Source organism: Humidesulfovibrio mexicanus (assembly GCF_900188225.1).
Lineage (GTDB): Bacteria > Desulfobacterota > Desulfovibrionia > Desulfovibrionales > Desulfovibrionaceae > Humidesulfovibrio > Humidesulfovibrio mexicanus.
In genome coordinates this window covers 204,113-225,505 of record NZ_FZOC01000001.1, presented here as the reverse complement: position 1 = coordinate 225,505, position 21,393 = coordinate 204,113, and the positions used below count along the sequence as shown (strand labels likewise).

At 63.6% G+C, this 21,393-nt stretch carries 18 protein-coding genes; 16 read left to right on the top strand and 2 right to left on the bottom strand.

Features of this window, described 5'->3' with window-relative positions; all coding sequences use genetic code 11:
* Positions 1 to 60: 60 nt before the first annotated feature.
* The 3 genes from ettA to CHB73_RS01185 all read left to right on the top strand — a co-directional run bounded on the left by ettA (position 61) and on the right by CHB73_RS01185 (position 4,828).
* Positions 61 to 1,737, top strand: coding sequence for an energy-dependent translational throttle protein EttA (ettA, locus tag CHB73_RS01195; RefSeq protein WP_089271243.1), 1,677 nt, complete (start codon positions 61 to 63; stop codon positions 1,735 to 1,737).
* Between the two features lie 173 nt (positions 1,738 to 1,910).
* Positions 1,911 to 3,560 (top strand): glycosyltransferase family 2 protein, encoded by a 1,650-nt coding sequence (locus tag CHB73_RS01190; protein WP_179216841.1) that lies wholly within the window; start codon positions 1,911 to 1,913, stop codon positions 3,558 to 3,560.
* A 20-nt stretch (positions 3,561 to 3,580) separates the two neighbouring features.
* Positions 3,581 to 4,828: a glycosyltransferase family 2 protein gene (locus CHB73_RS01185; RefSeq protein ID WP_089271239.1), complete on the top strand. Its 1,248-nt coding sequence runs from the start codon at positions 3,581 to 3,583 to the stop codon at positions 4,826 to 4,828.
* Here the strand turns inward: CHB73_RS01185 and CHB73_RS01180 are convergent.
* Positions 4,825 to 6,042, bottom strand: a complete 1,218-nt coding sequence (locus CHB73_RS01180; protein WP_089271237.1) for a diguanylate cyclase — start codon at positions 6,040 to 6,042, stop codon at positions 4,825 to 4,827. The two genes, CHB73_RS01185 and CHB73_RS01180, sit on opposite strands and share 4 nt — an antisense overlap.
* 726 nt (positions 6,043 to 6,768) lie before the next feature.
* Here CHB73_RS01180 and CHB73_RS17030 point away from each other — a divergent pair.
* The 13 genes from CHB73_RS17030 (at position 6,769) to rsgA (ending at position 19,997) form a co-directional block, all read left to right on the top strand.
* Complete coding sequence (locus tag CHB73_RS17030) at positions 6,769 to 7,269, top strand: VOC family protein (protein ID WP_235641460.1); 501 nt, start codon at positions 6,769 to 6,771, stop codon at positions 7,267 to 7,269.
* 37 nt (positions 7,270 to 7,306) lie between these two features.
* On the top strand, positions 7,307 to 7,726 hold the full coding sequence (locus tag CHB73_RS01170) for an ArsR/SmtB family transcription factor (RefSeq protein ID WP_089271233.1): 420 nt from the start codon (positions 7,307 to 7,309) through the stop codon (positions 7,724 to 7,726).
* A 65-nt stretch (positions 7,727 to 7,791) separates the two neighbouring features.
* The gene (locus CHB73_RS01165) at positions 7,792 to 8,865 is read left to right on the top strand and encodes an SO_0444 family Cu/Zn efflux transporter (protein ID WP_089271231.1); all 1,074 of its coding nucleotides are present in this window, start codon (positions 7,792 to 7,794) and stop codon (positions 8,863 to 8,865) included.
* An 82-nt stretch (positions 8,866 to 8,947) separates the two neighbouring features.
* Complete coding sequence (locus CHB73_RS01160) at positions 8,948 to 9,970, top strand: PhoH family protein (protein ID WP_089271229.1); 1,023 nt, start codon at positions 8,948 to 8,950, stop codon at positions 9,968 to 9,970.
* A complete protein-coding gene (gene ybeY, locus CHB73_RS01155; protein ID WP_089271227.1) occupies positions 9,967 to 10,413 on the top strand; it encodes an rRNA maturation RNase YbeY in 447 nt (148 codons plus the stop codon). The genes CHB73_RS01160 and ybeY overlap by 4 nt, the downstream gene beginning before the upstream one ends.
* 112 nt (positions 10,414 to 10,525) lie before the next feature.
* Positions 10,526 to 11,431 carry an ornithine carbamoyltransferase gene (argF, locus tag CHB73_RS01150; protein ID WP_089271225.1) on the top strand — a complete coding sequence of 302 codons (906 nt, stop codon included), beginning with the start codon at positions 10,526 to 10,528 and terminating at the stop codon, positions 11,429 to 11,431.
* Between the two features lie 25 nt (positions 11,432 to 11,456).
* Entirely contained in the window at positions 11,457 to 12,653 is a 1,197-nt protein-coding gene (locus tag CHB73_RS01145) for an argininosuccinate synthase (protein WP_089271223.1), read from the top strand.
* A 173-nt stretch (positions 12,654 to 12,826) separates the two neighbouring features.
* Complete coding sequence (gene argH, locus CHB73_RS01140; RefSeq protein WP_089271221.1) at positions 12,827 to 14,212, top strand: argininosuccinate lyase; 1,386 nt, start codon at positions 12,827 to 12,829, stop codon at positions 14,210 to 14,212.
* Positions 14,213 to 14,374: 162 nt separating this feature from the next.
* Positions 14,375 to 15,421: a 4Fe-4S dicluster domain-containing protein gene (locus tag CHB73_RS01135; RefSeq protein ID WP_089271219.1), complete on the top strand. Its 1,047-nt coding sequence runs from the start codon at positions 14,375 to 14,377 to the stop codon at positions 15,419 to 15,421.
* Positions 15,411 to 16,244: an FAD/NAD(P)-binding protein gene (locus tag CHB73_RS01130; protein ID WP_089271217.1), complete on the top strand. Its 834-nt coding sequence runs from the start codon at positions 15,411 to 15,413 to the stop codon at positions 16,242 to 16,244. Before CHB73_RS01135 ends, CHB73_RS01130 begins: the two co-directional genes overlap by 11 nt.
* 16 nt (positions 16,245 to 16,260) lie before the next feature.
* Positions 16,261 to 17,001, top strand: coding sequence for an NADH-quinone oxidoreductase subunit B family protein (locus tag CHB73_RS01125; protein WP_179216840.1), 741 nt, complete (start codon positions 16,261 to 16,263; stop codon positions 16,999 to 17,001).
* A 45-nt stretch (positions 17,002 to 17,046) separates the two neighbouring features.
* Positions 17,047 to 18,486, top strand: a complete 1,440-nt coding sequence (locus tag CHB73_RS01120; protein ID WP_089271213.1) for a Ni/Fe hydrogenase subunit alpha — start codon at positions 17,047 to 17,049, stop codon at positions 18,484 to 18,486.
* Between the two features lie 455 nt (positions 18,487 to 18,941).
* Positions 18,942 to 19,997: a ribosome small subunit-dependent GTPase A gene (rsgA, locus tag CHB73_RS01115; RefSeq protein ID WP_089271211.1), complete on the top strand. Its 1,056-nt coding sequence runs from the start codon at positions 18,942 to 18,944 to the stop codon at positions 19,995 to 19,997.
* Between the two features lie 692 nt (positions 19,998 to 20,689).
* Here rsgA and CHB73_RS01110 read toward each other — a convergent pair.
* Positions 20,690 to 21,370 (bottom strand): methyltransferase family protein, encoded by a 681-nt coding sequence (locus tag CHB73_RS01110; protein WP_089271209.1) that lies wholly within the window; start codon positions 21,368 to 21,370, stop codon positions 20,690 to 20,692.
* Positions 21,371 to 21,393 lie beyond the last annotated feature (23 nt).

Below are 21,393 nucleotides of genomic sequence, written 5' to 3'. Positions count from 1 at the left end.
GCAACGGGGCCGGGTCATACCGGCCCCGCTTTTTTAAACGACCAGGAACAAGGGACAGGCATGGCCGAACCGTACAAGATCATCTATTCCATGATGCGCGTGAGCAAATTTCACGACAAGCGGCAGGTGTTGAAGGACATCTCCCTGTCGTACTTCTACGGCGCCAAGATTGGCGTCCTGGGCTTGAACGGCTCGGGCAAGAGTTCTCTGCTGCGCATTCTGGCCGGTGTGGACACCGATTTCCAGGGCGAGATCGCCCTTTCTCCCGGCTACACCATCGGCTTTCTGGAACAGGAGCCCAACCTGGACGAAAGCAAGACCGTTCGCGAGGTCGTGGCCGAGGCCGCCCAGGAGACCGTGGACCTGCTGGCCGAGTTCGAGCGCATCAACGAACAGTTCGCCGAGCCCATGGACGACGACGCCATGCAGAAGCTCATCGACCGGCAGGCGGCCGTGCAGGAGAAGTTGGACGCCCTGGACGCCTGGGATCTGGATTCGCGCCTGGAAATGGCCATGGACGCCCTGCGCTGCCCCCCGGCGGACACGCCCGTGAAGGTCATCTCCGGCGGTGAGAAGCGGCGTGTGGCCCTGTGCCGTCTGCTTTTGCAGAAGCCGGACATCCTGCTGTTGGACGAACCCACCAACCACCTGGACGCCGAGAGCGTAGCCTGGCTTGAACACCACCTGCAGCAGTACGCGGGAACGGTCATCGCCGTCACCCACGACCGCTACTTCCTGGACAACGTGGCTGGCTGGATTTTGGAGCTGGATCGTGGCCGGGGCATTCCCTGGCAGGGCAATTACTCTTCCTGGCTGGAGCAGAAGCAGCAGCGGCTCGCCCAAGAGGAGAAGGCCGAGAGCGACCGCCAGAAGACCCTGGCGCGAGAGCTGGACTGGATACGCATGAGCCCGCGCGGCCGCCATGCCAAGGGCAAGGCGCGCATCAGCGCCTATGAAAACCTTCTTTCCCAGGAAACGGAGAAGCTTGCGCCGGAGCTTGAGATCTTCATCCCCGCCGGGCCGCGCCTGGGCAATGTGGTCGTCGAGGCCAACGGGGTCAAAAAGGCCTTCGGCGACAACCTGCTGGTGGACGGCATGACCTTCAGCCTGCCGCCGGGAGCCATCGTGGGCATCATCGGTCCCAACGGCGCGGGCAAGTCCACGCTCTTCCGGATGATCACCGGCAAGGACGCGCCCGACGAGGGGAGCATCCGCATTGGCGAGACCGTGCAGTTGGCCTATGTGGACCAGGAGCGCGCCATGGACCCGGACAAGACCGTGTACGAGGTCATCTCCGGCGGCAACGACGTCATCAAGCTTGGCAACCGCGAAGTCAACGCCCGCGCCTACATCGGCAAGTTCAACATTACAGGTGCGGACCAGCAGAAGAAAGTCGGCGTGCTTTCCGGCGGCGAGAGAAACCGCGTGCACCTGGCCTCTCTGTTGCGTGAAGGGGCCAACGTGCTCCTGCTCGACGAGCCCACCAACGATCTGGACGTGAACACCATGCGCGCGCTTGAGGATGCGCTGGTGAACTTCGCAGGCTGCGTGCTGGTCATCAGCCACGACCGCTGGTTCCTGGACCGCATCGCCACGCACATTCTGGCTTTCGAGGGCGATAGTCAGGTAAGCTTCTTCGAGGGCAACTGGAGCGAGTACGAGGCGGATCGCAAGGCGCGCCTGGGCGCTGCCGCCGAGCAGCCGCACCGCATCAAGTACCGCCACTTGACCCGCTGACGGATCATTCCCGCCGGGGCGGACGCCCTTCCGCCCCGGCGCATCCACAAGGGGGAAGGCATGGACCGCATTCGCATTTCGGGCCACAGCCATGGGGCAGTCACGCAGCGGTCCGCAATCCTTAGAACTCCCGCGACTCCATTCCGTACATGCATCCTGCGTCGGGGGGCGCAATGAGCCCGGAGCGGCCCAGCCGCTTGTGGGCCGCATTGCCACGACCGGTCCGCATTCTCGCCGCACGCGGCTCCACTGGCCGAGACCATCTCGCCGCCCTGGCCGGGGAATGCCTGGCCCAGGCGGGAGTTTCCACCGCTTCCGAACGCTGCCGCTTGGCTGTCATGGGCCGGGACATCCTCGCCGCGGCCTGGTGCGCTGAGCCCCTTTCCGGCGACCTGGGCTTGTTGCTCTCCGGTCTGCGCGGGCCGGATCTGCCCGCTCCTCCAGAGGCCCTGCGGCCCGTGCTCGCCGCCTTGCCGCGCCATTGGCGGGTTCCGCACGGTGACGATCCCTGGCATGGACGTGTTCGGTCAGAGGCCAGAGAGGCCCTGCCCGGCCTCATGTCCCGCGAGCCCGAGAATCTGTACTGGAAGGCCCAGGCCTGGAATGTGTCTTGGCCCATGGCAGACTGGTCCCTGGCCGAGGCGGCGCTTGCCCAGGCGCAGTGGCCTAGGCCCCTTGCGCCCCTGCGTCTGCACGCCCAGGCCCTGCTTCGGCTGGCCCAGAACCGCGCCGAGGAGTCGCTGGCCCTGCTGGAGGCGCTGGGCGAGTTCTTCCCAGGAGGAGCGCCGAACCTGCGCGCAGAGTGTCTGCTGCGCCTGGGCAGGGTGGAAGAGGCCGCAATCCTCCTTGCAGAGGCCGTGCTCTCCGCTCCCTGGCGCACCAGCGAGCTGCTGCGCCTCGATGACATCCTGCGCGGCGTGGATCGCCTGTGTTCGCCAGTTCCCGGCAGCGCCGCCATACTGCTCTACACTTGGAACAAGGCCCGCGAGCTGGACGAGACTTTGGCCTCCCTGGCCGCGTCCGACATGCACGACGCGGGCGTCTGGGTGCTGGACAACGGCAGTTCCGATGCCACGCCCGAAGTCATCGAACGCTGGCGCGGCGTCTTTGCTGAACGGCTGACCTCTTTGCGTCTGCCGGTGAACGTTGGCGCTCCCGCAGCCCGCAACTGGCTTTTGTCCCTGCCGGAGGTGCGGCGCCGGGAATTTCTTGTCTTTTTGGATGACGACGTGAGCCTGCCCCATGACTGGCTGGGCCGCCTGGGAGCGGCGGCTGCGCTTGCGCCCCGGGCCCAGGTGTGGGGCTGCCGCGTGGTGGACGAGGCCAACCCGTTGGTGGCGCAGAGCGTGGACTACACGCCTTTGGCCCCTCGTCCACCCCACGAGCAGAGCCTGCTCATGCACCTGCCCTCCATGCACCTTCGCCAGCCCGATTTCGGGCAGTTCAGCTATCTGCGCCCGTGCGTCAGCGTTACGGGTTGCTGCCACATGCTGCGTTCCGCCGCCATCGATGCTGTAGGCGGCTTCGACATCCGGTTTTCGCCCTCGCAGTACGACGACCTGGAGCGCGATTTGCGGGTGTTTCTTTCCGGGGGCGGCGTTGCGTACCAGGGGCATCTGTGCGTGCGGCACAAGCGCCGCAGTGGCATGGCCGCAGAGCGCAGCCCGGTTGAAATCGCCTGTGCCGGCGCCAACCTGCGCAAGCTGGAGGCCAAGCACGGCGAGGAGGGCCTTGCCCGCATCAGCCGCGAGGGCGAGGAGCTGCTGGAACGCGACATGGCCGAACGTTTTGCGCGGCTCGATGCCATGACCGAAGTCGGCTGAGCCGCGAAGGGGAGGGCAGGATGAACGCCGTGCCGTTGTTTTCCTGCGTTATTCCGGTGTTCAACAAGTGGGAACTGACGCGGGCCTGTCTGGAGAGTCTGCGCCAACACACGGTCGGCGTGGACTTCGAGGTCGTGGTGGCGGACAACGCCTCCTCCGACGGCACTGCCACGGACTGTCTGCCCTTGGGCCAGGCACTTTTTCCGGGGCGCTTCCGCCTGCTGCGCTTCGAGACCAACCGGAACTTCGGCCCGGCCTGCAACGCAGGCGCACGCGCGGCCGCCTCGCCACTGCTGTTTTTCCTGAACAACGACACCCTGATGTCTCCGAACTGGCTGCCCCCTCTGTTGCAGTCGCTGGAAGCCGACGGGCGCATCGGTGCCGTCGGCCCGCTTTTGCGCTATCCGGACGATCCGCTCCTTGGCGCACGGGTGCAGCACTTGGGCATCGCCGTTGGGCCGCAACTCTATCCGAAGCATGTCTATGAATTTTTTCCCATCGGGCACCCTCTTGTGCGCAAGCGCAGGGCCGTGCAGGCGCTTACCGCCGCGGCCTTGTTTCTGCCCCGTGTGCTTTTCGACGAATGCGGCGGCTTTTGCGAACAGTACCGCAATGGCGGGGAGGACGTGGAGCTTGGTGTCCGCATCAACCGCAAGGGGTTCCAGCAGTTGTGCGTGCCGGAGAGCGTCATCATCCACCTGGCAAGCCAGACTCCCGGCCGCAATGACCACGAGGCGCACAACGCGCGCGTGCTCAAGGAGCGCTGCCTCACACTGCTCGTGCCGGATCTGGCCTTTCACGCTGCGCGCGATGGCTACGAGTTGCGCCTGAATGCCGTGCTGCGCCCGTATCTTGCGCTGCCGCCACGCAGGGAGCGGATCTTTGCCGGGAGGCTCTCGCAGGGGCTCGGAGCTGCGGAGTGCGCGGAGCTGCTCCAGCGCGAGCCCTTATGGCTTGCCGGGTATGGACATCTCGCCGGGATGCTTGAGGCCTGGGGGGATGTGGCGGGCGCCTGCGCCCAGCGGTTTCTGCAAAGCCGGTTTTGTCCGGATGCGGAGTGCATGGTCGAGTTGGCCCGGTTGGCCAGGCTGTGCGGGGACGCCAAGCGGCTGTCCATGGCTGAAAACTGGCTGGCCTGGCGGACCGAGATCACGCGCAGCGGAGAGCTGCCGAAGGTGGCCGCCGAGGTGGCTGTGTTCATGCAGTCCCTTGGCCTTGAGGACCTGGCCACCCTGTACCGGTGTTGGCCGCAGGGGGAAGGCGTCTAGGCGTCGGAGATGCCGGGTTGCACTTCCGCAACATGTCCCGGAACGGTCATGCGGCCTTCGAGCAGGGCCATGAGCTTCATTTGATCCTCCACGCTCTCCAGCCGGAAGGACAGCCCTATCTGGTAGCTCCTGTCTTCTGTCTCCACAACGCGCCGCACCTCTGCCTGCAGAGGGAGGTGGACGAGACGCTCGGGATCGGAGAGCACCAGATGCAACGTTGAGGCCTTGGGCAGGGATTTCCGAACTTTGCAGGAGAGCCCGCCCAGGCTCATGTCCAGGACGTCAGCATCGATGCGGCCAGTCTGCCCGCTCATGATCCGGAAGGGCAGGGGAGTGCTCAGGGTGTACCGGGGGTGGCTGCGCTGGCTGTCCTGGAATCTGCGCACCCTGTTGCGTTCCTGCTTGGCGAGATAGAGCGCCTTGTCCGCGTTGCGCACAAGGTCCGACATGCTGAGCGCGTCTTGGGGGAAAGCGGCCACGCCGATGCTGATGGTTATGGCTCCGAGATCCTCCCCCGCGTAAAGCACATGGTGTTCAGCCATTGCTTCCCGGATGCGCTCAGCCATGAACAGCGCTTCTTCTGCCGAGGTCTGCGGGAGAATGACGGCGAATTCTTCGCCCCCGTAGCGAACCACCCGGTCGTACAGCCGGGCCTTTTCCTGCATGATTCTGGAGACATCGCGCAAGGCTTGGTCCCCGGCCGAGTGCCCGTGACGGTCGTTGAATATTTTGAAATGATCCAGGTCCAGCATGAGCAGCGAAAAGGGCTGCCCGAAGCGACGGAAGCGCTCCATCTCCCTGGGCACCTCCTGGTTGAAGGAGCGGCGGTTGAACAGGCCGGTGAGCTCGTCTCGGTACGCGCATTCCTCTTTTTGCTGTAGCAGGCGCACCTCCACGAGGATGGGGTCGCGCAGCAGCGGGCGAACGTGCATGAAGAAATCACAGGTGGCGGTGATCAGGCTTACCGGACGGCCGAGCTCCTGGCAGAGGCTTTGCTGGTGGGACACGATGCCGAGCAGGTTCTCCTTCGCTTCTTCAGGCGGCAGTTCGAGCCGCGTCAAGCGCTGCATGGCTTCGACATACGCGCCTTGCCCGGTGCTTGCTGCAAAATCCTCCCATTGCGGCACCCCGACCATGCACCCCATGGCAGCCTGGCGCAACAGCTCGGAGAGGCGTTCCGAGGCTTCAGCGTGTTCTTTTTCTGGGGTCAGCATGGGGATTCCTTTGCCCGTGGTTGTTCTTTTGGGAATAGCTACGTATATTACGTCCACTCCCTTGGCTGTGTCAATTAGGTGCGCAGGAGTTTGGGGGTGGTGTTGACGTGTTTTTGAGTTGCGCCCGAGGCGCGGGGAGGCTGCATGAGTGTGGGGTTTCGCAATGACGATACCGAGTTGCGCAGACGTGTGGAGCAGGTGGACGCAATGCGTCGGGACTCAGGCCTCGCAGGACTTGTCGGCGGGCTGGATACAGTCGTGGTCAGTGTGGCCCCGGACCATCTTGAAGACGCTGTTGTAGAATTTTTAGGAACCACAGGCTACGGTTACGGCGGGCATTTCCTTTTTCCAGATGGGCAAGGGTGTCTGCTGACCCTTGCCGGATCCGCGAATTTTCTCTTGCGCACCCGCACCGCACCCAACTGGGCATTCGCATCTGAACCTTTGGGCCCAAAGTCTTTCCATGTGCCGCGCAGTCGCGTGGAGAGCATGGTTTTCGCCTGTCCCGACCTGGAGCGCTATGTCGGCATACAGAAACGCCGTGGGGTGCGGTTTATGACAGAAGCGCCCGTGCGCTCTGACGGTGGCCTCTTCATCCGGACCGCAGTGTCGACATGCAGCGCCCTGTCCTACGGATTTGTGCAACGGGAAGTCGGATCGAACTCGCGGGCATTGGAGCCCTGTCGATCGGGCGGGCTGCGTTTCGCAAAGCCCGACGCGCCACATTTGCGACAGATCGGCGTGTTCGACCATGCCTCTGTTCGCGTACGGGCGCGGGACCGCGACGATGCCATCGTGGAGTTCTTGGAACTAACCAACTACGAGTTTTCCATGGCCGTGTACGTGGACAACTTGAATTCCATCACCAATGTTGCACGCCTGCCGGGCGAGCCCTATGCCATGGTCATCACCTCCGGCCTGGGCGATTCAGCTGACGGGCAGGAGGGGCCCACGGAGAAGTTCATCAGGAACTACGGGCGGCGCATCCACCACTTGGCCTTCCGCACCAGTCGCATCGAGGAGACCTTCGCCGGGCTCAAGGCCCAGGGAATGGAGTTCCTGCTTGAACTGGTGGGCTCGCCGGAGGAGGGCCTCAAGCAGACCTTCAGTCGGCCTTCGCCGCACACGCTCATTGTCAATGAATACATCCAACGGTACGAGGGATTTGAGGGCTTCTTCACCAAAAGCAACGTCACCCTGCTTACCGAGGCCACGGCGAGGCAATAGGTTTGACAAACGTGAGGGTGAAGGGTATCTTGAATATATGAGCAATCGTTCATGCGAAGTCGGTCCGAGTGCGGACAGGGCGCGTGCGCAGCCGCAGGACAGCCTCTCCGTACCGGAGCAGTGCGAAGACGTTTGTGTCCATCAGGACAGGGTGGCTCGTGTGCGCTCCTCGTTTCTCGATGACGCCACGGCCGATGGGCTTGCGGAACTATTCAGTTTGCTTGGAGACCGAACCCGCGTCCGCATTCTGCATGCCTTGAGCCTGGGAGAATTGTGCGTGTGCGATCTTGCGGCGGTGTTGAACGTGAGCGCCTCAGCCGTGTCGCACCAACTGCGGCTGTTGCGCACGGCAAAACTGGTTCGCGCCCGCAAGGAAGGGAAGAACGTTTTTTACGCCCTGGACGATGGCCATGTGCATAGCCTTATCACCCAGGGTCTGGAGCATGTATTGGAATAGGGCGCTATTTTTTTGTTTTACGTATGAATAAGTGCTCAAATGTTTGTTCATCTAGGGGGCCACGCATGGAAGGCGGGTTGGTATCGGCCTATTTGATGCAATGCTGGGGGGTGCTGCGAGAGGCCGCGCCGTATGTCCTGCTTGGGTTTCTCTTCGCCGGAGTGCTCAAGGGGCTGCTGCCGGACGGATTGCTGACGCGGCATTTGGGCGGGCGGGGGCCGCTTTCGGTGTTCAAGGCCGCGGCCCTGGGCGTTCCGTTGCCGCTGTGTTCCTGCGGGGTCGTGCCCGCCGCGCTGGGGCTCAAACGGCAGGGAGCTGGTCCGGGAGCCACCACGGCCTTTATGATTTCGACGCCGGAAACAGGAGTGGATTCCTTGGCCGTTACCTGGGCCATGATCGATCCGCTGATGACGGCGTTGCGGCCCTTGGCCGCGTTGATCACGGCCGTGGCCGCGGGATTGGCCGCCAACCTTTTGCCTGAAAGGCTGCTGCGACAGGAACCGCAGACATTGTCGCCTTTGGCTGGTGCGGATTGCTGTTGCGGTGGCTGCTCTGCCGGGAATCAGCACGATCATGCGGCGGGGATGTGCGTTCGGCTGCGCGCCGGAGTTGGCGAAGCCTTCGACGAGATGCTTTCCGACGTGGGGGGCTGGCTGTGCATCGGAATCCTCGTGGCCGGAGCCATCTCGCTGATTTTGCCTCCTGATTTCTTCAGCGATGTTCCGGGCGGCGAATTGTCTTCCATGCTCATCATGCTGGCGGCGGGGATTCCAATGTACGTCTGCGCGTCAAGCTCCACGCCCATCGCGGCATCGTTGCTTCTGAAGGGGCTTTCCCCTGGCGCGGCGCTTGTGTTCCTGCTCTCGGGACCAGCCACGAACGCCACCACCATCACCGTCATGGCCCGCAGCTTCGGTCCCGCGCTTACGGCGGTCTATGTCGCATCCATCGCGGCGTGTTCGCTGCTGTTCGGTGTTCTGGCCAACCGCCTGTATGCCGCTCTTGGTTTTGACATCCACGCCATTCTCGGCCAAGTGGGCGAGGCTCTGCCCGCCTGGGTGGAAACGTCCAGCGCCATTTTGCTTTTGGCGCTCATCGCGCGGGCGTGGCTCGCGCGCGGCGCAGGGCATGGTCATTGACGGAAACGGCTCGCGGTCTTGCGGGGCGGCGCCGATTGCGGTAGCCAATGCCATTGGCAGCACACGGAGGCATTCGCAGGGCATGAGCATGGAAGGCGGCGCCAGCCGCAAGCTGGAGTTTCAGGATTCTGGTCTGGCCAACAAATTGTTTGGTCCGCAGGGCGCCAACCTGGCCCTGCTCACCGAGAAGAGCGGCGTGGCCATTGAAACGCGTGGGACCAGCGCCACCTTGCGCGGCGAGACCGACCTTGTGGAGGTCTGCGCCGGAGTGTTGACGCAGTTGTACGGGCTGCTGCGCGAGGGCAGGCAGGTGCACCCGCAGGACGTTGACTGCGCCTGGCGCATCCTGCTGCGCGAACCCGGAGCGGACGTTCGGCGCATCTTCATGGACACGGTGTACGTGGCCTCGCCCAAGAAGACCATCGCGCCCAAGACCATCAGCCAGCGCGACTACCTGGAAGCCATCCGTGCAAACGACCTCGTGTTCGCCATCGGCCCGGCGGGCACGGGCAAGACGTATCTTGCCGTGGCGCTGGCCGTTTCCGCCCTCATGCGCAGGGAGGTCAAGCGCATCGTGCTGGCCCGCCCGGCGGTGGAGGCCGGGGAGAAGCTCGGCTTCCTGCCCGGCGACCTGGCCGAAAAGGTCAACCCGTATCTGCGTCCGCTATACGACGCCCTGCACGACATGCTGGACTTCGCCCGCGTGCAGGACATGCTCGAGACCGGCGTCATCGAGGTGGCCCCGTTGGCCTTCATGCGCGGCCGCACCTTGAACGATGCCTTCGTCATCCTTGACGAGGCCCAGAACACCACGCCGGAGCAGATGAAGATGTTTCTCACGAGGCTGGGCTTCGGTTCCCGTGCGGTGGTCACCGGCGACGTGACCCAGATCGACCTGCCGAGCCAGGCCCGCTCCGGGCTCGTCGACGCCAGCCGCATCCTGCAAGGGGTCAAGGGTATTGGCTTCGTGCGGTTCCATGAGGAGGACGTCATCCGCCATCCGCTGGTGGGCCGCATCGTGCAGGCCTACGAGCGCGAACAGCGGCAGGGCGGGGGGCGCGAGGCCGAGAGACGCGACGTCGAGAGGGGCAAGGAGCGCGCATGACCGTGGCGCGCGTATCCAGAGTCGCCTTGAGCATCGAGGCCGCGCCCTCCTGCCTGGACCCCCGCTTCCCGCTCACCCGGCGCGAGTTGCTGGAACTCGTCGCCATTCTTCTCGCCGCCCTGGACCTCTCCGGTGCGGGGCTTTCCCTGACCGTGGTCGACGACGCGGCGCAGGCCGAGCTCAATGCGGAATTTCTGGGCTGCCTTGGGCCCACCAATATCCTGAGTTTCCCCGAGGACGATCCTGCGCGGCCCCGTGACCTTGGGGCGCTGTTTCTTTCCGCGGAGACCCTTGTCCGCGAGGCCTTTCTCTATGGGCAAGGGCCCCGCGAACACACGGCCCGTCTGCTTGCTCATGGCATTCTGCATCTGGCCGGGCATGACCACGGACCGGAGATGGACGAGTTGACCGAGCGCGCCGTGGCGCGCGCCTGTCTGGCCTGAAGCCAGGACCTGCGCCGTCTTGGCGCGCTTTCCCTTTACAAGCGCAGCTGCCTTGGGCAAAATGCCCTTTTTCCACAAATCGCCACGGGGCGGCTTTTGAGGAGTATCCGTCATGCCCAGACACTTTCTGAACATCCTCGACCTCTCAAAGGAAGAGGCACGCGCCGTGCTGCTGCGCGCCAAGGCTCTCAAGGATGGCGACATCCGCACCAGGATGCTGGACGGCAAAACCGTCATCCTCATTTTCGAGAAGGCCTCCACGCGTACGCGCGTGTCTTTTGAGGTGGCCGTGCGGCACCTGGGCGGCCAGACGGTGTTTCTGACCCCGCACGAATCACAGCTGGGCCGGAACGAGCCGCTCAAGGACACCGCCCGCGTGCTTTCGCGCTACGCCGACGCGCTTGTGGTGCGCACCTTCGGGCAGGAGAAGCTGGAGACCCTTGTGGAGTGGGGCAGCATTCCCGTGGTCAACGCCCTCACCGACGAACACCACCCCTGCCAGGTCATGAGCGATGTGCTCACCATGTACGAGCGCACGCCGGACCTGCCCGCCCTCAAGGTGGGCTGGATCGGCGACGGCAACAACATGGCGCATTCGTGGATCGAGGCCGCGGCCCTGTACGGCTTCGACCTCACCCTGGCCTGCCCCTCGGGCTACACCCCGGATACGGACATCGTGGCCAGGGCCAAGGCGCTGGGCGCGCGCGTCACGTTGACGGAAGACCCCGCCGTGGCCGCCAGGGACGCCGACTACCTGAATACCGACGTCTGGGCCTCCATGGGGCAGGAAGCCGAGCAGCTCCGGCGCGAGGCCGCCTTCGAGGGGTACCAGCTGAACGACGGCCTTATGGCACTGGCCAAGCCGGGCTGCAAGGTCATGCACTGCCTGCCCGCGCACCGGGGCGAGGAAATTTCCGACGAAGTGTTCGAGGCCAACGCGGACATGATCTTCGACGAGGCCGAGAACCGCCTGCACATGCAGAAGGCCGTTCTCGAGTGGGTCTTCGAGGCCCTGTAACCACATCGCACACGCGGAGAAGCCAATGAGTTCCATCAAAAAGGTCGTGCTCGCCTACTCCGGCGGCCTGGACACCTCCATCATCCTCAAGTGGATCAAAAACACGTACAATTGCGAGGTCGTCACCTTTACCGCCGATCTGGGGCAGGGCGAAGAACTTGACGGCGTGGAGGCCAAGGCGTTGGCCACCGGCGCCACCAAGGCCTACGTCGAGGACATCCGCGAGGAGTACGCCCGCGATTTTGTGTTCCCCATGCTGCGCGCGGCCGCCTTGTACGAGGGCCGGTACCTGCTCGGCACCTCCATCGCCCGGCCGCTCATCGCCAAGCGCATGTGCGAAATCGCCGAGGCCGAGGGCGCGCAGGCCGTGGCCCACGGCGCCACGGGCAAGGGCAACGACCAGGTGCGCTTCGAGCTCACCACCATGGCCCTCAATCCCAAGCTCAAGACCATCGCTCCCTGGCGCGACTGGGACATGAAGTCCCGCTCGGACTTGGTCGCCTACGCCGAGAAGAACGGCATCCCCGTGCCCGTCACCCAGGCCAAGCCCTGGAGCCAGGACGCCAACCTTCTGCATGTCTCCTTCGAGGGTGGCGAATTGGAAGACCCTTGGAACGAGCCCGCCAAGGGCTGCCACCGCTACTGCACGCCCATTGAGGACGCGCCGGACACGGCCGAGGAGATCACCCTCGACTTCGAGGCGGGCAACGCCGTGGCCTTGAACGGCAAGCCCCTTTCGCCCGCGCAGATGGTCCTCACCCTGAACGAGGTCGCCGGTCGCCACGGCGTGGGCCGTGTGGACATGGTGGAGAACCGCTTCGTGGGCATGAAGTCGCGCGGGGTGTACGAGACCCCTGGCGGCACCGTCATCCACATCGCCAAGCGCGACCTGGAAGGCATCTGCCTGGACCGCGAGGTCATGCACCTGCGCGATTCCCTCATCCCCCGCTATGCCGAAATGGTCTATTACGGCTACTGGTTCGCGCCCGAGCGCGAGGCCCTGCAGGCCCTTGTGGACAAGACGCAGGAAAAGGTCACCGGCACCGTGCGCTGCAAGCTCTACAAGGGCAACTGCATCCCCGTGGGCCGCAAGTCGCCGTTCTCGCTCTACCGCATGGACCTCGCCACCTTCGAAGAGGACGAGGTCTACAACCAGGCTGATGCGGCCGGGTTCATCAAACTCGTTGGCCTGCGCCTCAAGGGCCGCATGGCCGACAAGTAGAAGCGCTTCGGGGCGCTTCCCCTGGGCCCCGGCGCGGGGGCATACCCCTTCTGGGTTCCCATGCCCTCCGGGTGTTCACGGCCTCTGGGCAGCGAACACCCGGAGGGCATGAGGGGGCCTTGGAAAGGCGGCGCCTCACCCTGTTATCGCACGCGACGCCAGGAGACGACACCATGACCAAGAAGATGTGGGGCGGACGTTTCGCCGAGGCCTCGGCGGCTTCGGTGGAGGAGTACACCCAGTCCGAGAGCTTCGACAGGGCCTTGTATCGCGAGGACATCGCCGGGTCCAAGGCCCATGCCAGGATGCTTGGCGTGACCGGCATCATTTCGCCTGATGAAGCCGAGACGCTGGTGCGCGGGCTGGACCAGGTGTTGTCCGAAATTGAGGCGGGAACGTTCGTCTGGAAGCGCGAGCTGGAAGACGTGCACATGAACATCGAGCGCCGCCTGACGGAGATCGTCGGGTCTGTTGGCGGCAAGCTGCACACGGCGCGCAGCCGTAACGACCAGGTGGGGCTCGACTTCCGCCTGCACGTGAACGCCCGTCTGGAGGTGTGGCGCTGCGAACTGGCGCGCCTGGTGGATGTGCTGGCGGGCAGGGCGGAGGAGCACGCGCAGACGCTTCTGCCCGGCTGTACGCACTTGCAGCCCGCCCAGCCTGTGAGCCTGGCCCAGCATCTGCTCGCCTACGCGCAGATGTTCAAGCGGGACCACGAGCGCCTTGCCGACTGCCTGAAGCGGGTGCGCGTGTCGCCGCTGGGCGCTGCGGCGCTGGCCGGCACCACGCATCCCATCCGGCCCGACCTGGTGGCCGAGGGCGTGGGCTTTCCCGCCACCTTCGCCAACAGCATGGACGCCGTGAGCGACCGGGACTACGCGCTGGAGGCGCTGTTTTGCGGCAGCGTGGTGATGATGCACCTGAGCAGGCTGTGCGAGGAAATCATCCTGTGGGCCAATCCGAATTTTGGCTACGTCAAGCTGCCGGACGCGTATTCCACGGGCTCGAGCATCATGCCGCAAAAGAAGAACCCGGACGTGTGTGAGCTGATGCGAGGCAAGACCGGACGGGTGTACGGCGCGCTCACCACGCTTTTGACCATCATGAAGGGGTTGCCGCTTACCTACAACCGCGACATGCAGGAGGACAAGGAGCCCTTCTTCGACGCGGACCGGACGGTGAGCGCCTCGGTGTCCATCATGGCCGACATGTTGGCCGTGCTTGAATTTCGGCCTGATGCGATGCTGGCGGCCCTGGACAAGGGGTTTTTGAACGCCACGGAGCTGGCCGACTATCTTGCGGCCAGGGGGCTGCCGTTTCGCGAGGCGCACCACGCCACAGGCGCGGCTGTCGCCCTGGCGGAAAAAAAGGGCGTGCGGCTTGAGGATTTGAGCCTGGAGGAATTGCGGGGCTTTTCGCCTTTGGTCGATCAGGATGTGTTCGTCGTGTTGGGGCATGGTGCGGCTGTGCGCAGACGTTCTCTGCCCGGCGGCACCGGGCCGGACCCTGTTGCGGCGCAGCTTGCCGCCCTGCGGGGGTGGCTCGTCTCCGTCCGCTGAGGCGCTTTGCGCTGGAGCGCGCGGAATTGGGGAGGACATCTTTGGGTGTTCCTCCCTTTTTCTTGGAAAACCATGTGCATTTTTGAACGCGGCTTGCCATTTCCTGGGAGAATGACCTAATGTGGTACGGAGCAACGTTACAGCCCCGACCCGGAGGGAACAATGACGACGTACACCGTCTACAAGGAACAGCTGCCCGTGCTGTTCGAGAGGTGGAGCGAGAACCATGCGCTTTATGTCCCGGCCAGGTTGCGTGAAGGATTCTATGATCTGGTGCCGTGGAAGCCGGGCCTGGAGATCGCCTGGGATTTCGACGTGGCCTACAATTCCCCAAAGCGGTTTCTGCTCCCCCCGCATGAGGCGCTGATTACTTTCAACCGCAAGACCTGCGAGGCCGCGCCAGTGTTCGACGCGCCGCCGCAGATCCTTTTTGGCGTGCACCCCTACGATGTCAAAGCCGTCAATCAGCTCGACCAACTGCTGGAAACCGGCGCTCCTGACCAAAATTATGTGCGCCGCAGGGCCGCCACGGTGATCATGGGCTATGAGCCGCTCACCGTGTCGTCTTCGGCCTTCTGGGCCACTGTGGGCGCAGGCAGCGTGGACCACGGCTTCGATCTCTACTGGACCAAGATCGGCCCGGCTTCGTTTACCGTGGAAGTGGGGTCCGCGCGCGGCGAGGAACTTCTCGCCATGGGCGGTCCGCTGCTTCCCTCCACGCCCGGAGACAAGGAAGGCGCGCGCAGGGCAAAGGCGCGCATCCTGTTCAAGGCCCGCAAGAGCGGCTTGCGCTACAACTGGGAGGAAACTCCGCTTTTGCTCGCCAAGTGTTGGGATTCCCCGCTGTGGCGTCGCTATTCCCAGATGTGCCTGGCCTGCGGATCGTGCAACCTGGTGTGCCCCACCTGCTACTGCTTCGACATCCGCGAGGAGGCTGACGACCGCCTTGAGCAGGGCGTGCGCTACCGCGAGTGGGACGGCTGCATGTTGGAAGGCTTCGCCAAAGTGGCGGGCAATCACAATTTCCGTCCCAAGGCCCAGGACCGATACCGCCACCGATATTTTCGCAAGGGCAAATACATCTACGACAAGATCGGGGAACTGGGCTGCGTGGGCTGCGGGCGTTGCGTGCGCGCCTGCACGGCGGGCATCGCCAATCCCCTCAAGGTCTTCAACGAGCTTTGGGAGGAAACCGCGCATGAACACTAAGCTCTTCTCGCCCTACGTGCCGCGGCCGGTTACGCTGGTCGAGAAGACCAAACTGTCGGATTTCGTCACCCGCTTCACCTTTGAGCAGGACAACGGCAAGCCGCTTGCGCACAAGCCGGGACAGTTCGTCAACCTCTCGGTGTACGGCGTTGGCGAGGCTCCGTTTTCCATCAGTTCCCCCCCCAGGCGCACCCACAACACTTTCGAAATCGCCGTGCGCAAGATCGGCGCGGTGACGGGCGCGCTGCACGCCCTGGAGCCCGGAGCGAAGGTGGGCATCCGCGGCCCTTACGGCACCAGCTTTCCCGTCATGAAGTTCGTGGGCAAGGACGTGCTCATCGTTGCGGGCGGCCTGGGATACATCCCCTTGCGTTCCCTGCTGTTCTATCAGCTTCGTCACCGCGACGAATTCGGCCGCATGGTGCTGATGGTGGGCACCCGCGAGCCCAAGGAGCGCATCTTCGTGGACGAGATCGCCGATCTCGCCAAGAGCGGGGATGTGGAGGTCCTGGAGACCGTGGACATGCCTGATGAGACCTGGAAGGGCAATGTGGGCGTTATCACCACGCTTTTGCCCAAGGCCGACCTCGATCCGGGCAATACCTACGTGGCCATGGTGGGGCCTCCGATCATGTACCGTTTCGTCATCGCCGAGTGCCGCAAGAAGGGAATCGCCTCGGACCAGATCTTTGTTTCCCTGGAGCGCAAGATGAAGTGCGGCCTCGGCAAGTGCGGCCATTGCCAGATCAATGAGCTCAACGCCTGCATCGATGGCCCCGTGTTCTGCTACACGGACATCGAGGCCTACCAGGAAGCCATCTAGGCGGGGGGGGGACACAATGGCCAAACCGAGAATCGCCTTCTTCGACTTCGCCGGCTGCGAAGGCGACCAGTTGCAGATCGCCAACCTTGAAGAACGCCTGCTCGACATTTTGGACCACGTCGAGGTGGTGAGCTTCCGCGAGGTGGCCACCGGACACTCCGACGATTACGATGTGGCCTTTGTCGAAGGCTCCATCACCCGTCCGGAAGATGAAGTCCGGCTCAAGGAGATTCGCAAGAACGCAAAGGTTCTGGTCGCGCTGGGCGCCTGCGCCGCAATCGGCGGGATCAACTGTCTCAAGAACTTCATTGCCGAGAATGTCTACCGCGAAGAGGTATACGGTTCCTCCGCGCGCTGGTTTCCCACCTATGCGGCGCGCCCGTTGAAGAGCGTGGTCAAGGTGGATGCCGAGGTCCCGGGGTGTCCCATCGACGCTTCCGAATTCGCCCGCATCACCAAGGAGCTTCTGCTTGGGCGCGCGCCGTGGATTCCGGATTTCCCCGTGTGCGTGGAGTGCAAGCAGGCGGGCAACGTGTGCCGATACGAGATGGGGCGCATGTGTCTGGGCATCATCACCAGGGCAGGTTGCGGCGCGGCCTGCGTTTCGCAGGGGGCGCACTGCTGGGGCTGCCGTGGCCTTGTGCCCGGCGCAAACCTTGATGCCGCGCGCATCGTCATGGACCGGCCCGGCACCAGCCGCAAGGCCATCCAGGATTTGCTGCGCTTCTTCCTGGGCGATACCGGAGCGGCCCTCTAGCACACCGAGAAACCCACCGGCCAGTCGGGCCGAGGAGAGGACATCATGGCCAAGACAGCAGCAAAGACCGCTCCAGGGGCGGCCGCAAAGGGGAAATCTCCCGCTCGCCCCATATCCGTGCCTGAGGCGGAGTCCAAGGCCGCGCCCGGACCAAAGAAGGTCCATGTGCACTATCTGACGCGAGTGGAAGGCCACGGCAACATTGTTGTGGACGTGGAGCCCGATGGCCGCGTGTCCACCTGCCGCTGGGAGGTGCCCGAGGCGCCGCGTTTTTTCGAGGCCATGGTGGTCGGGCGCGACTACACCGACGTGCATCACATCGTTTCGCGCATTTGCGGCATTTGCGCCATCGGCCACCAACTCGCAAGCCTCCAGGCCACCGAGGACGCGCTGAACATCAACGTCAGCGAGCAGACGCACCTCTTGCGCCGCCTGGCCCTGCACGCGGAGAATTTGCAAAGCCACCTGCTGCACATCGTCTATCTCGTCCTGCCCGACCTCATGGGGGTGGACTCTGTGCTCTCCCTGGCCCATACGCACAGGGACGCCGTGCTCAAGTTCATCGCCGCGCGCCGGGTCTCCAACGAATTCAGCCGTCTTGTCTGCGGTCGCACCACCCATCCACAGCGCATGACGCCGGGCGGCTTCACCATGTTCCCCACCACGGACGATCTGGTGACCCTGCGCGGATTGCTGTTGGACACCTTGCCCAATCTCGATTTCGCCGTGGATTTCTTCGCCGGCCTCATGGACCGTATGCCCCGCTTCGATCGCGAGACCGAGTACGTGGCCCTCGTTTCGCCTTCCGAATACGCCATGTACTGGGGCGAAATCGGCACCAGCAAGGACGAGCGCCGACCTGCGCGCCAGTACCGCAACATCACCCGCGAGTACATCGTCCCGACATCAACGGCCAAGTGGACCAGGAATGTGGGCGAATCGTACATGGTGGGCGCGCTTGCTCGCTTCAACCTGAACGCGGATTTCCTCATGCCGCGCGCCAAGGCCGCCGCCAAGAAGCTCGGCCTCAAAAAGGGCTGCACCAACCCCTACATGATCACCATCGCCCAGCTTGTGGAGTGCGTGCACACGGTGGAGGAATCCCTTGTGCAGGTGGAGGAGCTTCTGGCCCGCGGCATCCGCGACGAGGCGCCCGCCAGGCCTTCGCACATCTGCGCCGGGCGCGGCACTGGCGCTGTCGAGGTTCCGCGCGGGCTGTTGTTCCATTTTTACGAATACGACGACCAGGGCCGCATTTTTCAGGCCGATTGCGTCATCCCCACCAACCAGAACCACGGCAACATCCAAAAGGATTTTGACGCCATCGTGCCAGGGTTGAGCAGCCTTTCGGAACAGGAGATGGAGCTGCGGCTGTCCATGCTGGTGCGCGCATATGACCCATGCATCAGCTGCTCCACGCACTGCATCGACGCCCGCGGCCTTGACGAGAAGCCACAGAGCATGGTCCGCTTCAACCGGAAATAGACGCGAGCGCTGCGCCCGCCGTCACACCGCGCACTCTTCGTCGGCTCAAGCTGTTGACGAGTGCGCCGCTCTTGGCTAGTTGATCTCATGTCGTATTGAACAAGAGGTTTTTGTGACGAACTCTCTCATGGATCTTGTCCTTTCGGGCGTCGGCGACAGCCGCGGCCGGTAGGAGCGCCTGACCCCCGGATCGTTCCGTCTTTCTGACGGTGGTCCGCCCTGCCTGTATTTTCTGGCCGCCAGCGCCCGCATGTTTTTCCATGCGGGAAGCTGAATCTACGCCAACGTCCAGTTCCCTTTGTCCGCGTCTTGTTGCGGCCGTTTTCCGCGCTTCGCGCAAGGGAGTCTCGCCGCAGCACTTTGTGTGCCGTTTTGGTCCTGTACCAATGGCGCGCGTTTTTCATTACGCGATACGGAGCGGCCAGTGGAGCCACTGCGGCCGCGAAGGAACTGTCATGGATTTGAGGCAATTGGGTTTTGAGTTTTGGGAAAGGAACATCGGACCGATCCAGATGGACGAGGGATGCGTGCCCGCGCGGGTCATCGCGGTGGATCGCGGCCAGTGCGCCGTGCATGATGGAATCAGGGAAGTGTCAGCCGAACCTTCTGGCCGGTTGTGCTATGCTGTGGACGACCCAGCCGAACTGCCTTGCGTCGGCGATTATGTGGCCATACGGCGCTACAACGGCGGGAGCGCCGCGATCATCGAGAAGGTGCTGCCACGCCGCACCTTCCTGCGGCGCAGAGCGGCCGGCAGCGTGTCCAGGGTGCAGATGATCGCTGCGAATGTCGATGTCGCCTTCATCGTTCAGGCCTGTGGGTATGACTTCAATCCAAACCGTCTGGAACGCGCCCTTGTGCTGGCCCTGGAGGGGGGAGTGCAGCCTGCGGCGCTTCTCGCCAAGGCGGACCTCGCGGAACCAGCCGAACTCGCGCAGATGCTGACCGAGGTGCAGCGCATCACCGGCGCACCCGCCATTGCCTTCAGCAATGTCACCGGAGATGGCCTTGATGCCGTGCTGCAGCACATTGGGCCTGAAAGGACTTGCTGTTTGCTTGGCTCTTCTGGGGTGGGGAAAACGACCTTGATGAACCGCCTTGCCGGACGCGAGTTGTTCAGAACCGCCGCGGTGAGCGCCACGGGCGAGGGCACGCACACCACCACGCGTCGGCAACTCTTGATGCTTGAGAACGGAGGGCTGCTTATCGACACGCCGGGGATGCGCGAGTTCGGCCTTGCTGTCGGCGAGGTCGGCGTTGGGGCCGCTTTCGACCGTTTCGCCCAACTTGCCGCCGCGTGCCGCTTCGCGGATTGCAGCCACACAACCGAGCCGGGCTGCGCGGTGCTCGCTGCCCTGGCGTGCGGCGAGCTGTCACGCAAACGCTATGAGAACTACCTCAAACTTCAAAAAGAGGCCCAGCATACCGCATCCTCGGTCCACCAACGCCGCATGAAGGAGCGGGCCTTTTCCCGGCACGTGAAAGCGTCAAAGAAAATAATGGAGAAATAAGCCGTCGAAAACGACCAGCCGCCGGACGCATGTCCCTTCCGCGTCATGCGTCCGGCGGTGCCTAACCGCTTGGGTTTTGGCCCCGCTATCCGGGCACGCTGCCGCTGCGCCTGGCCTTGGAACCACTGGCCCAGTGTCGGGGCCCCCGCTGGTGGAGGCCCCGCCTAGGGATTGTGGATCCTTTATTTTTCTTGAGACGAAAGTTAATGTATACTGTGAAAGTAACATGTTAAAGAAAGTCATGATATAGTCTAGATTGCAAATCTGCTCCTCGATGGCTCGTCGGTATGGCGAGAAGCCCGCAGGCTGGGGCCAAAGATGAGCTTCCCCGCCATCGCGTCACCATTGGAACATGTCGGCGGATGGACGCGTCCTCGCAGCACGTTCACACTGTCCGGCTGCTCCACAAAGACAGCATGGCCAAATGGACTTTTTGCCGAGTTCCGACCAGCGGCTTCCGTGCCCTTGCCGCAGGCGACCACGGCGCCGCTTCTAGCGGCATCAAACCGGCTGCGAGGCGATTCGCCATGTTCGCCAGGCAAAACAGGGCATCGCTCGCATGACGCCAGGCCTCTCTCCCCCCTCCGGTGCGGACCGGCAGGAGAGCGTCTTCAATTTCCCCCCCAGCAGGGCGAGAGCCAGGAAAACGCTGGAGCGGCGAGGGCTTGGGATGGGGACTCTCTGCCTCCTGTCTAGAAGAGATACGGCACAAGACGTTTGGTCCGGTTGGCGTAGGCCGCCCACTGGTCACCGAAATGCTCAGCCAGGAGCCGTTCTTCGTCATGGATGCGCCAGGCGAAGGTAAGGCCGTAGAGTAGCGCCGCCACGAGCCCAGGTATGGAGAGGAACACAAGGGGCAGGCCTACCCCCCAGTAGAGACAGCCTGCATAACGAGGATGCCGCATGAAGGCGAAAGGGCCGTCTGTCACCAGCCTGTGTCCTTCCTGCAGGGTTACGCGCGTGCTGAATAGGCGTCCCAGGTGCACCGGAGCCCAGATCATGAGCACAGAACCAAGCAGGTAGACGGCCAGTCCTATCCAGCGCAGGACGTTCCCCCCTGGCAGCACGCCGATTCCTTTGGCATCGCTCCAGGGACTGAGCAGGCCGAGCGCCAGACTCAGACCCATGCTAATGAAGATCATGTAATCCTGCTGTTTCACATGGTTGTCACCCTTTGCGTTTACGTTGCCGATACGCCTTGAGGCCAACGGTCCAGCAAAAAACATGATTGCCGTGCAGGCAAGAAAGAGCGGTCTCACCGGTTGGTTCGTAAAACCGTCGATGCTGCCTCCGCCATAGGCCCAGGCGGCCAGGAGCAGTGCGGTTGAGGCAATGGCCAGCGCCGTTGGCATAATCCAGGAACGTATGTTCATCGGGTCCTCCTGTGTTTCAGCCG

Bases quoted from the DNA above. Each gene is read 5' to 3' on its own strand.
- argH (WP_089271221.1), top strand. From the start codon at position 12,827: ATGACCAAGAAGATGTGGGGCGGACGTTTCGCCGAGGCCTCGGCGGCT.
- CHB73_RS01120 (WP_089271213.1), top strand. From the start codon at position 17,047: ATGGCCAAGACAGCAGCAAAGACCGCTCCAGGGGCGGCCGCAAAGGGG.
- ettA (WP_089271243.1), top strand. From the start codon at position 61: ATGGCCGAACCGTACAAGATCATCTATTCCATGATGCGCGTGAGCAAA.
- CHB73_RS01170 (WP_089271233.1), top strand. From the start codon at position 7,307: ATGAGCAATCGTTCATGCGAAGTCGGTCCGAGTGCGGACAGGGCGCGT.
- CHB73_RS01165 (WP_089271231.1), top strand. From the start codon at position 7,792: ATGGAAGGCGGGTTGGTATCGGCCTATTTGATGCAATGCTGGGGGGTG.
- CHB73_RS01135 (WP_089271219.1), top strand. From the start codon at position 14,375: ATGACGACGTACACCGTCTACAAGGAACAGCTGCCCGTGCTGTTCGAG.
- CHB73_RS01190 (WP_179216841.1), top strand. From the start codon at position 1,911: ATGAGCCCGGAGCGGCCCAGCCGCTTGTGGGCCGCATTGCCACGACCG.
- CHB73_RS01145 (WP_089271223.1), top strand. From the start codon at position 11,457: ATGAGTTCCATCAAAAAGGTCGTGCTCGCCTACTCCGGCGGCCTGGAC.
- CHB73_RS01185 (WP_089271239.1), top strand. From the start codon at position 3,581: ATGAACGCCGTGCCGTTGTTTTCCTGCGTTATTCCGGTGTTCAACAAG.
- argF (WP_089271225.1), top strand. From the start codon at position 10,526: ATGCCCAGACACTTTCTGAACATCCTCGACCTCTCAAAGGAAGAGGCA.
- CHB73_RS01110 (WP_089271209.1), bottom strand. From the start codon at position 21,370: ATGAACATACGTTCCTGGATTATGCCAACGGCGCTGGCCATTGCCTCA.
- rsgA (WP_089271211.1), top strand. From the start codon at position 18,942: ATGGATTTGAGGCAATTGGGTTTTGAGTTTTGGGAAAGGAACATCGGA.
- CHB73_RS01130 (WP_089271217.1), top strand. From the start codon at position 15,411: ATGAACACTAAGCTCTTCTCGCCCTACGTGCCGCGGCCGGTTACGCTG.
- CHB73_RS01180 (WP_089271237.1), bottom strand. From the start codon at position 6,042: ATGCTGACCCCAGAAAAAGAACACGCTGAAGCCTCGGAACGCCTCTCC.
- ybeY (WP_089271227.1), top strand. From the start codon at position 9,967: ATGACCGTGGCGCGCGTATCCAGAGTCGCCTTGAGCATCGAGGCCGCG.
- CHB73_RS01160 (WP_089271229.1), top strand. From the start codon at position 8,948: ATGAGCATGGAAGGCGGCGCCAGCCGCAAGCTGGAGTTTCAGGATTCT.
- CHB73_RS01125 (WP_179216840.1), top strand. From the start codon at position 16,261: ATGGCCAAACCGAGAATCGCCTTCTTCGACTTCGCCGGCTGCGAAGGC.